General features: G+C 45.6%; 14 protein-coding genes. 6 read left to right on the forward strand and 8 right to left on the reverse strand.

Translation table 11 applies throughout. The features are described from left to right. The first annotated feature begins 261 nt into the window (after positions 1-261). Positions 262-3,318: a pentapeptide repeat-containing protein gene (locus JGK14_RS04895; protein ID WP_293204535.1), complete on the forward strand. Its 3,057-nt coding sequence runs from the start codon at positions 262-264 to the stop codon at positions 3,316-3,318. A 240-nt stretch (positions 3,319-3,558) separates the two neighbouring features. Here the strand turns inward: JGK14_RS04895 and JGK14_RS04900 are convergent, their stop codons facing one another. From JGK14_RS04900 to glpK, 4 genes are all read right to left on the reverse strand, one after another. Next, the gene (locus JGK14_RS04900; protein WP_293175722.1) at positions 3,559-3,777 is read right to left on the reverse strand and encodes a hypothetical protein; all 219 of its coding nucleotides are present in this window, start codon (positions 3,775-3,777) and stop codon (positions 3,559-3,561) included. Positions 3,778-3,968: 191 nt separating this feature from the next. Then, positions 3,969-4,469: a DUF3122 domain-containing protein gene (locus tag JGK14_RS04905; RefSeq protein WP_293204533.1), complete on the reverse strand. Its 501-nt coding sequence runs from the start codon at positions 4,467-4,469 to the stop codon at positions 3,969-3,971. Between the two features lie 51 nt (positions 4,470-4,520). After that, positions 4,521-4,898 (reverse strand): c-type cytochrome, encoded by a 378-nt coding sequence (locus JGK14_RS04910; RefSeq protein ID WP_293175717.1) that lies wholly within the window; start codon positions 4,896-4,898, stop codon positions 4,521-4,523. A 143-nt stretch (positions 4,899-5,041) separates the two neighbouring features. After that, entirely contained in the window at positions 5,042-6,529 is a 1,488-nt protein-coding gene (gene glpK / locus JGK14_RS04915; protein ID WP_293197828.1) for a glycerol kinase GlpK, read from the reverse strand. 336 nt (positions 6,530-6,865) lie between these two features. On the opposite strand from glpK, the gene JGK14_RS04920 reads away from it, so the two are divergent. Then, a complete protein-coding gene (locus JGK14_RS04920) occupies positions 6,866-7,450 on the forward strand; it encodes an endonuclease dU (RefSeq protein ID WP_293175713.1) in 585 nt (194 codons plus the stop codon). 346 nt (positions 7,451-7,796) lie between these two features. On the opposite strand, the gene JGK14_RS04925 is transcribed toward JGK14_RS04920, so the two are convergent. Together JGK14_RS04925 and JGK14_RS04930 are read right to left on the reverse strand one after the other, a co-directional pair. Further along, on the reverse strand, positions 7,797-9,005 hold the full coding sequence (locus JGK14_RS04925; protein ID WP_293175711.1) for a hypothetical protein: 1,209 nt from the start codon (positions 9,003-9,005) through the stop codon (positions 7,797-7,799). Between the two features lie 353 nt (positions 9,006-9,358). Next, on the reverse strand, positions 9,359-9,565 hold the full coding sequence (locus JGK14_RS04930; protein ID WP_293175709.1) for a hypothetical protein: 207 nt from the start codon (positions 9,563-9,565) through the stop codon (positions 9,359-9,361). A gap of 251 nt (positions 9,566-9,816) precedes the next feature. Here JGK14_RS04930 and apcA point away from each other — a divergent pair, with 251 nt between their 5' ends. From apcA to JGK14_RS04950, 4 genes are all read left to right on the forward strand, one after another. Beyond that, positions 9,817-10,302 (forward strand): allophycocyanin subunit alpha, encoded by a 486-nt coding sequence (gene apcA, locus JGK14_RS04935; RefSeq protein WP_265234273.1) that lies wholly within the window; start codon positions 9,817-9,819, stop codon positions 10,300-10,302. Positions 10,303-10,478: 176 nt separating this feature from the next. Further along, positions 10,479-10,964, forward strand: coding sequence for an allophycocyanin subunit beta (apcB, locus tag JGK14_RS04940; protein WP_293144548.1), 486 nt, complete (start codon positions 10,479-10,481; stop codon positions 10,962-10,964). A 320-nt stretch (positions 10,965-11,284) separates the two neighbouring features. Next, positions 11,285-11,488, forward strand: coding sequence for a phycobilisome linker polypeptide (locus JGK14_RS04945; protein WP_006634929.1), 204 nt, complete (start codon positions 11,285-11,287; stop codon positions 11,486-11,488). Positions 11,489-11,920: 432 nt separating this feature from the next. Then, positions 11,921-13,141, forward strand: a complete 1,221-nt coding sequence (locus JGK14_RS04950) for an FtsW/RodA/SpoVE family cell cycle protein (protein ID WP_293204525.1) — start codon at positions 11,921-11,923, stop codon at positions 13,139-13,141. Positions 13,142-13,214: 73 nt separating this feature from the next. Here JGK14_RS04950 and JGK14_RS04955 read toward each other — a convergent pair whose 3' ends face one another. Both JGK14_RS04955 and JGK14_RS04960 read right to left on the reverse strand, forming a co-directional pair. After that, a complete protein-coding gene (locus JGK14_RS04955; protein WP_293202833.1) occupies positions 13,215-13,454 on the reverse strand; it encodes a hypothetical protein in 240 nt (79 codons plus the stop codon). Between the two features lie 50 nt (positions 13,455-13,504). Continuing rightward, the gene (locus tag JGK14_RS04960) at positions 13,505-14,158 is read right to left on the reverse strand and encodes a Crp/Fnr family transcriptional regulator (protein ID WP_293175703.1); all 654 of its coding nucleotides are present in this window, start codon (positions 14,156-14,158) and stop codon (positions 13,505-13,507) included. Positions 14,159-14,257 lie beyond the last annotated feature (99 nt).

A 14,257-nucleotide genomic window follows, 5' to 3' on the forward strand; every position in this document is an offset into this window, starting at 1 on the left:
AGACAGACAATCTACAATTATTGCTGATTCGGGTATTTTTGTCAAGTTAAAACGCACTTGATATTTTCTGATTTGGGACTTACGCATCAAAACCAAAGAAACCGGGTTTTTTCGGAGATCCTTCGTTACAGCCGACATCAAGGGCAAAAACCCGGTTTCTGACCACCTGTGCATAAGTCCTATTTTATTTATTTACGGAATGTTTAGAGAGTTGAATGTAGAATTTCTCAGACTCTCTATTCTAAAGCGCGGCGGGTAAAAATGGCAAATCGCATATTTAAACTCTTAACTACTGATATTAAAGAACTGTGTTCCGCCGAAGCAGCCGAGGGAATCGGAGAAGCAGGAAAAGCAGCCGCTGAATTGGCGAAAATGTTCAAAGAACAAGGGCTAGATAATAGCAATTTGCTGCTAGAAGTTTTGAACTCTCCCTTAGCTCAAGTTGTGGGAACTGGATTGCCCTTTGTCGGGATGGCGGCGAAACTACTGGCGTTTTTTATTGAAAAAACTGAACAGCAGCCGACTTTAGCTGAGTGCATTTTCCTGGTCAGTCAGGCGGCTTATCTGGAAAGTTTTAAGGATTTTATTGGACAAGACGCAAGTTTGTTAAATCGCATTGGGCAAACTCCAGTTTCCGATAAAGTCAAACAGTTGCTTAAGAAACTGGCGGATTTAGAATTTAGTGATAAAGCAGCTAGAGAAACTGTGAATTGCTTCCGCGATTCGATATTAGCCAAGGAATTTAATATAGTGCTATCAGAGCGGCTGGAACAAGCCGGACTAGAAGGCAGTCAAGCTAAGATTTTGACAAAGAGAGTTGCTGCTAATACTCACCGTTATTTAATCGAAGCTTGGGCAGTTTCCGGCGATGCTATGAAACATCTCGGACAGCCTTCTTTCAGCGAATGGCGGGAGGAACAGCAGAAATATCAAAGTATTGACGAATACCTGGAAGAGCAGATTGCCGATAAGCCAAAAGAAAAAGTATTTGCTGAAGAGTTTACATTTAAGGATATCTACGTACCGCTGAAGGCAAAGCCGATCGATAAAAATGGCAAGCCCATAAATGATGCAGCAGCTTTCGATTTAGAAACTTGGGCAAAGCAATTGCTTGAGGATGAACAGAAACAAGATATGGTGATGTTCGTCGAAGCTGGACCAGGACGCGGGAAAAGCGTTTTTTGTCGGATGTTTGCTGACTGGGTACGACAACATTTATTTCCAATTTGGACTCCGGTGTTAATTCGATTGCGAGATATTCCCAAATTGCAAAATAGTTTTCTGCAAACGCTTAAAGATGCGGTTAATGCGGGTTTTACTAGCGATAATGGCTGGTTGACGGATAGAAATACGCGATATTTGTTTTTCTTAGATGGCTTTGACGAGTTGCTGATGGAAGGGAGAAACAGCGGAGGCTTAGAGCAATTTCTCAAGCAAGTAGGGCAATTTCAGCGTGATTGTCAGCAGAGTTCGGAAATGGGACACCGAGTTTTGATTACTGGCAGAACTTTAGCTTTGCAAGGAATTGAAAGGCAAATGCCAGATAACCTGGAGCGAGTCGAAATTCAGGTGATGGATGACGAATTGCAGCAGCAGTGGTTTAGTCAGTGGGAAACCCTGTTTGGAGCGGAAAAAACCTCTGATTTTCAGAATATTTTAAAACATCACAACTGTCCCGAAATAAGATCTGAACTGTCACGAGAACCGCTATTGCTTTATTTGTTAGCGGCGATGCACCGGGATGGAAAGTTGAAAGTTGAGGATTTTCAAGGGACTAACAGCACTCAAGCAAAAATTTTGATTTACAATCAAGCGGTGAATTGGTTACTCACAAAACAGCGTTCTGACTTACTCAATCGGAATTTGACAGAACTGGAAACAGAGGATTTGCGGCGCATCCTGACAGAAGCAGGGTTGTGCGTGGTGCAGTCGGGAGTGGAATGCGCTCCTGTAGCGATGATTGAAGAACGATTAAAAGCAGACAACTCGGTTAAAGCATTACTCGATGAAGCACGAAAACGGATTGGCGATAATCCTCTGAGAAATGCTTTGGCTGCTTTTTATCTTCAGCAGGGCAGTAAAGACGGTTCTGTGGAGTTTGTACACAAGAGTTTTGGCGAATTTCTGTGTGCGGAACGATTGAAAGAAAGTCTGGAAGAGTGGACGGAACCGGGAAAGAAACGTATTAAGTTTAATACTCAAGACTCTCAGATGTACTGGGAGATTTATGATTTGTTGGGTTATGGGGCGCTGACGGAAGAGATTGTGGAATATTTGATGGGGTTGTTAACAACTCCGGCTGTTGCAGAGGAGGAAAGTCTGTTTCGACCTGTGGAGTTATTCCAGCGTCTGGAAGATTTTTATTTGCGGTGGTGCGAGGGAGAATTTATTGATATGCTGCCGGAAAGTTTGCCTCAGAAGAAGATGCGCCTGTTGGGAGAGCAATTGAAAACCGAAAAACTGGGACAGCGACAAATAGATATTTATGCTGGTTTGAATGTGATGATTTTGCTCTTTGAGTTGCACCGTTACGGTCAGAGGAGAGATGAATTGAAAGACAAAATGGTGTTTTATCCTTGCGGGAAACCTAATGCTGAAGGCAAGCTTGACGATGCAAATCGGTTGTTGCGTCTCATCAGCTATAGCTATTGTGTTGGGGATTCTGGCTTTCTCCAAATTGTTGGCTTCTTTCTCAGCGATGCAAACCTCACTGGCGCAAACCTCGGCGGCACAGAGCTCTGTGGCGCAGAGCTCAACGGCGCAAACCTCAACGGCGCAAACCTCAACGGCGCAGAACTCAGCAACGCAGAACTCAGCAACGCAGACCTTAGGGACGCACACCTCTGTCGTACATATCTCACTGAGGCAGATCTCACTGAGGCATATCTCAATAACGCAGACCTCAGTGGCGCAGACATCAGCGGCGCACATCTCAATAACGCACATCTCAATAACGCAGACCTCAGTGACGCAGACCTTAGTGACGCAGACCTTAGTGACGCAGATCTCAGTGACGCAGACCTCCGCGACGCAGACCTCCGCGACGCAGACCTCCGTGATGCAGACCTCCGTGATGCAAATCTCAGCAGCGCAAACCTCAGTGGTGCAAATCTCAGTGGTGCAAACCTCAGTGGTGCAAACCTCAGTGGTGCAAATCTCAGCGGCGCAAACCTCAACGACGGAATGATCAGTATCTCGCAGTGGCGCACTTTTGGCGATGTCAAATGGGATGAAAATACAAAGTGGGAAAATGTTCGAGGTTTGGGTACAGCCGTTAATGTGCCAGAAGCGTTAAGGCAACAGCTAGGAATGGAGTAGAAACATTGATGAACTAAGTAATGCCAAAAACCCTGCGATTGCTTCGTTCCTCGCAATGACAATACTTCACACAGTTTTATCATTTTTATGAACAGGCAAGATGCCTGTTCCACAAAGAGTGGATTTTCTTGTAGGGTGGGCATCTTGCCCGCCCCTAAAAGGCTTATTGATATACGAAGATCGATCGCACTTAATTCTATCCAAAAGCGCGATCTACCCAAAAGCGCGATCGCACTTAACTCAAGCCACAGCAGCAGAACAGTTATTCGATCGCAATAATTCCAAAGCCTGCTGTCTTACCCTACCTTCCATCACCTCAGTTTGCAAGGTAATAAAAGCCTCAAAATCTTCTAAACCGTACTTAGTCATCTGCAACTGCTGGCGCAACAGTTCCTCGGCCTCAACCGTTAAATAACCCGTTTCCAAAGCTTTTCGGACAATTGTACTGATTAAACTCATAGTAATTTCACCCTGAAGACACGCACGTTATAAACAATGGAGTTTTATCACTTGACCAACTCTACATTGAGTTTGTTTCAAAATTACCTTGAAATACGGTTAAATCTACCTTAAGGCGTACTTGAGGGTAGTAGCTTTTGATACACACAACTCTAGGAATTTTAACTTTAGACCGGATAAAACAAGTATATTTACTTGGTATTTAACAACAGTCGCCATTCTCTGACACCAAAAGGAGGAACCAGCAACCCAGTTTCTTTTTCACCTTTCACAGGCAAACTCAACCTTAAAGGTTGATTGCTTTCCAGTTGTATAATTATTGATTTAAAATCATATTCTCCGACATTGATCGGCAAATCCGACTCGCTCCAAATATCCTTGGCTTTACCAATTTTGCGATCGCCCGCAGCAACAGTTAGCGCTACACGATGCTGCAATTCTGTTCCGGGAAATCCTACTAATCTCAGGTTAAAGGAGTTTACCAATCCCGACTGTACTCGCTTATACAAAACCACTTGCCATGCTCTATCATGAGTGTCGCGCAGGCTTTGTACGGAGCGGAACATTACTCTGTCTGCTCTTTCTGGATATTTGTGAATTGAGGCGAAGGCGGGCGGGCTAATAGCTAGGATTAGATACAAGCACAAGCTAATAATAGTTATAATCTGGCGCCAAAAATCATTTTTTTTCATATTTAATACTTCCAACGAAGGTTCGGTTCGTAGTGAGGACTTTAGTCCTTCTTATTTCCAATCAGTTTCGGCTTGAGATAACACGTAGGCGGAAACATCAATAATTTGTTGTTCCGACAAACGATCTTTGTAAGCGGGCATAATGCCTTTACCGTTGGTTACTAAATTTGAAATATTGGCGATTGAATCCATGCCGTATTTTTTTAAGGCTTTTTGTTTCAAGTTTTTGCCGCGCCTGATAATGTTGCTACCGTTGATGTGACAGCCTGCACAGTTGGTGCTGAAGACTTCGGGGGCGGTTGCGGTTGGCGGAGTTGTCGCTGTATCTGCGATCGCACTTTGGGAATTAGTGGCAATTTCTGCAAATGCCAGTGTCAGTATTAATAGGATGAGGGTGAGAATTTTTTTTAAGTTATTTGGCGAAATCATTTATTTGCAATTTTCTAATTACTGCTAGATTTGATGATAGCACTAAATCCATAACCGGAACAGGCAAGATGCCTGTTCCACAAAGAGTTAATTTTTATTCTATTTGTGGGTAGGGCTTCTAGCCCGCCCGAAAGGCTATATATTCATTCTTCCCAGTCGAAGGTGCGGGTAACTGCTTTTTTCCAAAACCGATATTTTTGCTCCCGAAGTGCGATCGACATTTGGGGTTCCCAAATACAATCCACCGCCCAATTATCCCGCAATTCGGCTAGTTGGCTCCAAAAACCCACCGCCAAACCAGCCGCATAAGCCGCACCCAGGGCAGTAGTTTCCGCTACCACAGGCCGCACCACAGGCACTCCCAAAACATCGCTCTGAAACTGCATTAGCGTGTGATTTCCCACCATTCCACCGTCTACTTTTAAAGATAAAAGCTGCACCCCAGAATCCTGATTCATCGCATCCAATACTTCCCGCGTTTGCCAAGCTGTCGCTTCCAATACTGCGCGAGCAATATGTGCCTTAGTCGCATAGCGAGTTAAACCTGCAATTACTCCCCGGGCGCTGTCTTGCCAATAGGGCGCGTAGAGTCCAGAAAATGCTGGTACAATGTAAACTCCGCCACTATCTTCGACGGTATTTGCTAATGTTTCTACTTCCGCAGATGTGTTGATGATGCCCAAGTTGTCGCGCAGCCACTGGACTAATGCTCCGGCGATCGCAATACTGCCTTCTAAAGCATACACAGCGGGCGATTCTCCCATCTTGTAGGCGACTGTTGTCAGCAATCCGTGGTTTGAAGGGACGATCGCCTCACCAGTATTCAGCAGCATAAAACAGCCCGTACCGTAGGTATTTTTCGCCTCCCCAACACTGAAACAAGTTTGCCCAACCAAAGCTGCCTGCTGATCTCCCAAAGCAGCAGCAATCGGAACATTTTCGAGCAATCCTTTTGCAAGTCCAAAAACTTGACTGGAAGGGCGAATTTCTGGCAACATCCGGCGGGGAATTCCCATGATTTCCAAAGTTTCCGCATCCCAATCGAGGGTTTGCAAATCCATCAGCATTGTGCGGCTGGCGTTGGTAACATCGGTAATGTGCGTGCCTCCTGTCATATGCCAAATTATAAAAGAATCGACATTGCCAAAAATCGCATCACCTCGATTCGCCGCTTCCCGCAATCCAGCGATATTGTCCAGCATCCACTTAATTTTGGGGCCGCTGAAATAAGTTGCTAGCGGTAAACCGCAGCGCGATCTAAATCGATCTTTGCCGTCAACTTCTGCTAAGCTAGTACAAATTTGGTGAGTGCGGGTATCTTGCCAAACAATCGCATTTCCGTAGGATTTTCCCGTATTCTTATCCCAAACAATAGCAGTCTCGCGCTGGTTGGTAATGCCGAGGGCTGCAATATCTTTCGCATCGATATTACCGATTTCCAGGGTATTTTTAATTACGCTTTGGGTTCGCCGCCAAATTTCCTCGGGATTGTGTTCCACCCATCCCGGTTGTGGATAGATTTGCTGGTGTTCTTGTTGGTTGCTGCAAATTATCTGTCCCAGGCGATCGAATATGATAAATCTGGTGCTGGTGGTTCCTTGATCTATTGCTGCTACGTATTTTTGAGACAAGAGTTTAAAACCTTTTTAAGTAGAAGAGAGGGTTGACAGTTGACAGTTTAGGTACGTAGTTGTGCTTGGGCGCTCTTTATAATATTAGGCAAGAGTGCTAATATCGAAATTACGTGCCTTGCCCCAAACGCGAGCCGACCTTTGAGCGCTACTTTTGGTGGTTTTATATTTTATATATCCTATCTAATAATAAAACCACCCTACTTAATTAAAGTGGGAGCGAATTCAGGAGCAGCTTCATATAAAATTGATATTAGCGTTCGAGTCTTTAAAGTCTATGATAATATGTAAAAGTCAAATTAATGTCAAAATTTTTAGTTTAGGGAAGTCCCTGCTTTGAAACTAGCAGAATTGCTCAGACTCGATCGCACAATTAAGGTTATTGGCTTTGACGACGCTCCGTTTTCTCGTACCAGCAGTAGTTTGGTGTCGATCGCAGGCGTGGTCTGCGGGGGGACTAGATTTGAAGGAATGGTCTGGGGACAAGTCCTCCCAGACGGATTAGATGCCACCGACGTAATTTGTCAGCTACTGCTAGGAGGGAAATTTTTACCGCAATTGCATCTCGTTTTGTTGGACGGAATTGCTTTCGGCGGCTTCAATATTATTGACCTTCCCAAGTTAGCATCGCGGCTGCAAATTCCTTGCGTTGCTGTCATGCGCCGCCAACCAGATTTAGCTGCTGTTGAAAAAGCCCTCGGTCATTTCTCAGATTCGGAATACCGTTTAGAATTGTTGCGCCGCGCTGGCAAAATTTACGCTTTTGAACCTTTCTTTTTTCAAGTGTGCGGCGAACAACCGGAAGTAATTGCACTGGTACTCCAGCGTTTGACTGATACTGGTAAGGTTCCTGAAGCTTTGCGTTTGGCTCATTTGATTGGGGCGGCTGTGATTACTGGTGTTAGCGGTAGTTCGGCTTGAATTTATTATCGGCAATTTAATTTACCGCCATAAAAAAGGTTCGTAGTGAGGACTTTAGTCCGCATCATTTATTATAAAACAAAAAGGTTCGTAGTGAGGACTTTAGTCCGCATCATTTCTTAGAGGACAAAAAGGTTCGTAGTTAGGACTTTAGTCCGCATCATTTCTTAGGAATGAGAATTAAATAACTTACAATTTTAATTATTGTGGTATGGGCGTCCCGCCCGTCTATAAAGGACGGGCGGGACGCCCATACCACTTTTAAGAGTGTAAATTATTTAATTCGCGATCCTTAGAGGACTAAAGTCCTCACTACGAACCTATGGGGATACGGATTTAAGATTATTTAGCTTCCGACAATCTCGCCCTCAATTTCACCGAATTCGATTTTAATTCCCAAGGCCAAAGTTAGGGTACTTTCAGGTTCAATCATTTTCATGTCGCCTTGACTGTCTGTGGCCCACCAAGAGCGATTGCTCAAATTGATCAATCCTAAGGATAACTCGTTTGGCGATCGAGAATTCACCAGCGCTACCACGCCGCTAGACGCCGTAGCCGTTAAACTCGGGATGTCAGAGGTGAATAGCTGAGTACCCGCAGTCAGAGGGATAACTCGACTTCCCAATGTCAGCAAAAATTGACCGTTGGCAAAAGCATTGGCTGGCGATGCTTGTGATAAAATAGTCGGCGTAACCCGAGCGGAAGTTGCAGTAGGCAAGTCAGAGTTTCCAACTGTAATTGTACAGTTACCGATTCTCTTTTGGTCGCCCGATCGCAAATAACTCACCGCCCCGCTATCAAAATTCTCGCAAACAATTTGACCCCCTTCCAATTGAAACCGCATCGCTAAAGGCGAAACATGAGGAATGTAGATAATAGACAAATTTTCATCGCTACCAAAAGTCACCGGTTCCGCACCAATAGTCAGAGTGCGATTGGTTCCGCTATCGTAACTAATTACCAGCCAAGCTTTGTTAAACAAAGTTTCGGCCACAACTAGCATAATTCCAATCCAAAAGCCGATCGCACCACAGCCAGCTAAACGGCCCGCCGTACCCGACAAAGTATAAGCAAACAGAATAAACAAACAACCGCCCAAAAGACCTCCCACACCGCCACCACCCGCGCCGCGCAGCATTCCTAAATTAGGAATGCGTTTAGAAAGTCCAAGTCCTAACAAACCGCCAGCTATTCCCCAGCAAATCACTCGCAATAGTTCATTTTCGCCGTCGCCAATCCCGCTAAAAATACCTTCAGCGATTGCTCCAGAAATAGCCCCCGCAATTACACCAAACAATCCGCCATTTTTTAAAGATTGTTTGATTTGGGGCTTGCCTTTGATATAGTAATAGTAGCCGAACATAATTGCAGTAGCAATTCCGCCGCCTACCAATCCAAACCAGCGAGATGTGGACAATACACTGTCAAAAACAGATGTTGAATCATTGAGATGGTGCATGAAAGGTTCAGTGATGAGATTGCCGGCGAAACCGCCGACAGCACCGCTAATCCCAAACTGCAAAGCTTTTTTAAGGGCTGATAGATTTCTTTTCACGGCGCACCTGGTTACAAAGTGAGAGTCGATCGATTTTGGATTTTAGATTTTGGATTTTAGATTTCACCGATGAGTCTGGAAAATTGCACCTTAATCTAAAATTTGGGTTGCTCCGCGTCCGAGTGTGGGAAACTTGTATCCGTTTTTGGACGAGAGTCAAATTTAGCTACAAGCTTAAAAGTCGCCATTTCCGATCGACACCTGTCACCCCTCAGTCTTCCGTACCTCTGTTTGACACAGAAGTTTTTTAGCCTCGCGCCGTCGCCTTCGGGACAAGCCGCTGAAGGTTCGATGGCTGTAATCCTTGCTGATATAAGATTTTAGCGATTTCTTGACTTTGAATTTTTAACGAATTAGACGCCACCGAGGGCCCAAAAATGAAAAGGAATGTTACAAACTATTACGGTAACACTCAGAATGTGAACATAATGCCTCAAAATACTTGCGAGAGGTAGTTGCGTTAGAGAAGCAATATCCTGACTAACTGCCGAACAGTCACTCGATCGCCACTTACGGATCTGCTGCAATCTCGATCGTAGATTAAAGATCGCATCAATCATTTGTGGTATTCTAAGCGACAGGCTCAGTGCGGCCACAAAAAAACGCACCGGCGTGAAGAACGAGCGCCGTCAAACAGCGAAGGCAGACACCCGGTAACAACTTCAGCAGTTGCAGGCTGTGGAAAGTCCACCCTTCCCCGTCAAAGCTCCAGCCACCAGCGAAGCGAAAGGTACGGGATGAAAGCGCCCGAACGTCCTAGTTCAACGCGGAGCAGTTCGCAATTGCAAAATATCCAGCGGGTACACACAAGATGAGTATCGTCACCAAATCAATCGTCAACGCAGACGCTGAAGCTCGTTACCTGAGCCCAGGCGAATTAGACCGCATCAAGAGCTTCGTCACCTCTGGTGAACGCCGCGTCCGCATCGCCCAAATTTTGAGCGAATCCCGCGAACGTATCGTCAAAACAGCCGGCGACCAACTTTTCCAAAAGCGCCCTGATGTTGTTTCTCCCGGCGGCAACGCTTACGGCGAAGAAATGACCGCAACTTGCTTGCGCGACTTGGATTACTACCTGCGTTTGATCACCTACGGAATCGTAGCTGGCGACATTACTCCGATCGAAGAAATCGGTATTGTCGGCGTCCGCGAAATGTACAACTCTCTCGGAACCCCGATTGCAGCAGTTGCCGAAGGCGTCCGCGCTATGAAAAATGCAGCTTCTTCGCTGCTCTCTGGAGAAGATGCTTCCGAAGCTTCCTCTTACTTCGACTACGTTATCGGTGCGATGCAGTAAGGAATTTAGGTTTTTGATTATAGATTTTTGATTGAACAATCGAGGGTTACTGATAACAAGCCAAAAGCTTTTGCAGATAATCAACTACTTGTAAATCTCAAATCCCCAATCCCAAATCTAAAATTCTAGCTCCAAAATTGGACTGACTCAGCCACTTTCTAGGAAACAAGACAACCATGCAAGACGCAATTACCGCCGTTATCAATACCTCTGACGTTCAAGGTAAGTACCTGGACAGCAGCGCATTAGACAAGCTCAAGAACTACTTCGCTTCTGGTGAACTGCGCGTCCGCGCCGCTACCGCCATCAGCGCCAATGCAGCCACAATCGTCAAAGAAGCAGTTGCTAAGTCTCTGTTGTACTCTGACGTAACTCGTCCCGGTGGCAATATGTACACCACTCGTCGTTATGCAGCTTGCATTCGCGACTTGGACTACTACCTCCGCTACGCCACCTACGCCATGCTAGCTGGCGACCCTTCCATCCTTGACGAGCGCGTGCTCAACGGTTTGAAAGAAACCTACAACTCCTTGGGCGTGCCCATCGGTTCTACCGTACAAGCAATCCAAGCAATGAAAGAAGTCACCGCCGGTTTGGTCGGTTCTGACGCTGGTAAAGAAATGGGCGTCTATTTCGACTACATCTGCTCTGGCTTGAGCTAAATCTAAGGAAGAAGGAAGAAGGAAGAAGGAAGAAGGAAGAAGGAAGAAGGAAGAAGGAAGAAGGAAGAAGGAAGAAGATTTATTTCTTACCTCCTTTAACTCTTAACTTTTAACTTTTAACTTTTAACTTTTAACTTTGGACTTATTACCTTTAGCTTTGAAAGAAGTCAGGGAAATTGAGAGTGATTGCTAGACCGTCAAAGGCCAGTCGAGAACGCCCGACGAGTTTTAACGAGCTAGTTTTGACTCCTAACTCCCTGACTTCAATCTTTTTAAAATCCATCTAAAAATCTGTAAACCTACTCAGGAGTTTGTTTCCCATGAGAATGTTTAAAGTGACTGCTTGCGTCCCCAGCCAAACTCGCATCCGCACTCAGCGCGAATTGCAAAATACCTATTTTACTAAGCTCGTTCCCTATGACAACTGGTTCCGGGAACAGCAAAGAATTATGAAAATGGGCGGCAGAATTATTAAAGTGCAACTGGCTACCGGTAAGCCCGGAGCTAATACTGGCTTACTTTAAAATCCGAGAATGGATTGATAGAGGGGAAGAGGTCGCGATCGACCTCTTTTTTTGTTTGTTATGATTTTAGCTAGGCTGTTCCACATTAAAATTGGATATTTGAGGCGGGCTAGAAGCCCACCCCACAAGAGGTTGATTATTTCTTGACGTGCAATTTAAATGCTAATTAGCTGATAAGACTTATGCACTCGCCCACAAATAAACCGGGTTTTTAAATCGACATTGAGGGTTTTAAGCAAATATTTGGCTAAAAAACCCGGTTTTTGACCACCGCGAATTAAGCTGGCGTGCATCTGATGTTTACAATCTTGTTTCTTGAAATTCTTGTGGGGTGGGCTTCTAGCCCGCCCCCAAATTAAATTCAAATGCACAACAGCTTAACTAATGATAAAGTTCGCGAGCTCTTAAGCTCGCACTCATAACTCATAACTAATGACTAATGATATTCGACGCTTCATTCCATTTTTTGACCCCAGCGCGTCGCAATGGGCTGCGGAGGCCCGATGGCTGCGGTGGCTGACTTTTTTGTGGCTGTTTGTAGGGCTGACAGCATTGTTTTCAGCTTCCTATCCCATTGCCAATTCCGAATTGGGAGACGGCCTTTACTATTTTAAGCGGCAACTAATCGCAGTGGCGATCGGGCTGGCGGGCTTTAACTTAATGGTTTACTCCCCCCTGCGTTACCTGATGAAAACAGCTCAGTTGGGAATTCTGGTGCTACTGGGAGTGCTCTGGTTGACCTTAATTCCGGGAGTGGGAACCACAGTCAACGGCGCAACTCGCTGGATATCTTTGGGCCCGGTGCCGATTATTCAACCTTCTGAGTTGATTAAACCGTTTTTCGTTCTGCAAAGCGCCCGCATTTTCGGCAACTGGCCTCGATTGACAAACAAAGTTCGGTTTACTTGGATGTTAATTTTCGGGGCGATGCTGTTGGGCATTTTGTTGCAGCCGAATTTGAGTACCACGGCTTTGTGCGGGATGACTTTGTGGTTGGTGGCTTTGGCGGCGGGCTTACCTTACTTGCAGTTGGGTGGAACGGCTATAGGGGGAATGCTGTTGGCGGTTTTAAGTATTAGTTTTAAGGAGTATCAGCGCCGCCGGATTATGTCTTTTCTCAATCCTTGGGCTGATGCGATGCAGGATGGTTATCAGTTGGTTCAAAGTCTGCTGGCTGTGGGTTCTGGCGGGATTTGGGGCGTTGGTTTGGGGATGTCTCAGCAAAAGTTATTTTATTTGCCGATTCAGTACAGCGATTTTATTTTTGCTGTGTTTGCTGAGGAGTTTGGTTTGGTGGGAGGTTTCTCGCTGTTACTGATGTTGGCGGCTTACGCTACTGTGGCTTTGAGGGTGGCGATGCGGGCGCGGAATGCTGAGTCTCAGTTGGTGGCGATTGGGGTGATGGTGGTGATGGTGGGACAGTCGCTGCTGAATATTGGGGTGGCGACGGGGGTTTTGCCGACTACGGGTTTGCCGCTGCCGTTTTTTAGTTATGGCGGTTCTTCGATGGTGGCGAGTTTGTTGTTGTCGGGGTTGCTGATTCGGGTGGCTAGGGAGAGTTCTGAGGCTGAGGTGGTTTCTCTGGATGGACGGCGGGGACAGCCGTCCAAGCCGAAGTTGCGATCGACCAACGGCAATACACAAGCTGAGTAATTTGTCAAGTTATTTCCGCTAAAACAAGCCCATGAATAAGACGGTATAGACGCGGTTTCAACCGCCGTTGTATCTATTGCCGCCCGTCACCCTTATTTGGCGGTTCTTCTTGTTTTTCTTGAGGTTTAGCTGTGATATCAGTTAATTCTTTTTTGTCTGGTTTTGGTGTTTCTGGAGTTGAGTTAGCCATTGGTTTATTGTTTAAGTAGATGCACCGTTTAATTATATCTTTTTTGACTGCAAAGGTATTGCTGTAGATAGCGGGAGCAATATCGAGACCAACAATTCTCATGCAGTGGGGTTTGATAGCCAATACTCGAAGACTTTATGTAGAGTGTAGATGCGAATAGATAGATGTCGGTTCTAGACTGCTTGAGGGTTGCAGCCAAACAAATCGGAGGTGGACGCAAAAACACCTTTATTAAGTATTAAATGCCGATCGCCATCTCGACTGATTAACCCTTGCTGCTGCAATTTTCCCAACATTCGCGTTACCGTTACGCGAGTCGTGCAAATAGTATTAGCAATATCTTGATGTGTCAAGCGGATGCTCAAACGAGTTCCCTCAACCACAGGCTGACCGAAGTCCTGTTGCAATAATAGCAGAAGTTGATACAAACGGTCTTCTACTCGGCGCTGTCCGGCGATCGCCAAAATTGATTCCATTTGTCGCAGCCGCCGCACCATTTGAGGCAACAACTCGTGAGCCAATTGAGGAGAAGCTTCAATTTCCACCATAGAATACCACATCAAATAAACGTCTGATGTTGCCGTAGCTCGGTAAGTCTGCAAGGAAGTCAACCACAAACCGAAACACATCGAAGGCCCCACCCAACCCAAAAGTCCTTCTTCTCCGGTGGGATAAAGGGTACTCAGTTGTGCTAAACCTTGACAGACGCGCCAAAGGCCTTGGGACATTAAAGGAATGGTTTCGCCCTTTGCATAAAAATGCAAGTTTCGAGTTGCTCCTGTGTTATGCTGGACTTCCGCTAAAAGTGCTTTCGATGTTGGTGGCATATCCGTTATTTCCAGCTAAAAAACATTAGTGTGAGACCTAGCGATCTCACTCTAACCGACCCAGGTAAAGGTTAGGTGATCGTTAGGTTAGCGGGAGTA

This window comes from Microcoleus sp. PH2017_28_MFU_U_A, from assembly GCF_020738035.1.
Classification (GTDB): Bacteria; Cyanobacteriota; Cyanobacteriia; order Cyanobacteriales; family Microcoleaceae; genus Microcoleus.

What these genes read in the sequence shown, in the direction of transcription:
- JGK14_RS04895 (WP_293204535.1), top strand. Translation starts at nt 262, where the DNA reads ATGGCAAATCGCATATTTAAACTCTTAACTACTGATATTAAAGAACTG.
- JGK14_RS04900 (WP_293175722.1), bottom strand. Translation starts at nt 3,777, where the DNA reads ATGAGTTTAATCAGTACAATTGTCCGAAAAGCTTTGGAAACGGGTTAT.
- JGK14_RS04905 (WP_293204533.1), bottom strand. Translation starts at nt 4,469, where the DNA reads ATGAAAAAAAATGATTTTTGGCGCCAGATTATAACTATTATTAGCTTG.
- JGK14_RS04910 (WP_293175717.1), bottom strand. Translation starts at nt 4,898, where the DNA reads ATGATTTCGCCAAATAACTTAAAAAAAATTCTCACCCTCATCCTATTA.
- JGK14_RS04930 (WP_293175709.1), bottom strand. Translation starts at nt 9,565, where the DNA reads ATGATTGATGCGATCTTTAATCTACGATCGAGATTGCAGCAGATCCGT.
- apcA (WP_265234273.1), top strand. Translation starts at nt 9,817, where the DNA reads ATGAGTATCGTCACCAAATCAATCGTCAACGCAGACGCTGAAGCTCGT.
- apcB (WP_293144548.1), top strand. Translation starts at nt 10,479, where the DNA reads ATGCAAGACGCAATTACCGCCGTTATCAATACCTCTGACGTTCAAGGT.
- JGK14_RS04945 (WP_006634929.1), top strand. Translation starts at nt 11,285, where the DNA reads ATGAGAATGTTTAAAGTGACTGCTTGCGTCCCCAGCCAAACTCGCATC.
- JGK14_RS04950 (WP_293204525.1), top strand. Translation starts at nt 11,921, where the DNA reads ATGACTAATGATATTCGACGCTTCATTCCATTTTTTGACCCCAGCGCG.
- JGK14_RS04960 (WP_293175703.1), bottom strand. Translation starts at nt 14,158, where the DNA reads ATGCCACCAACATCGAAAGCACTTTTAGCGGAAGTCCAGCATAACACA.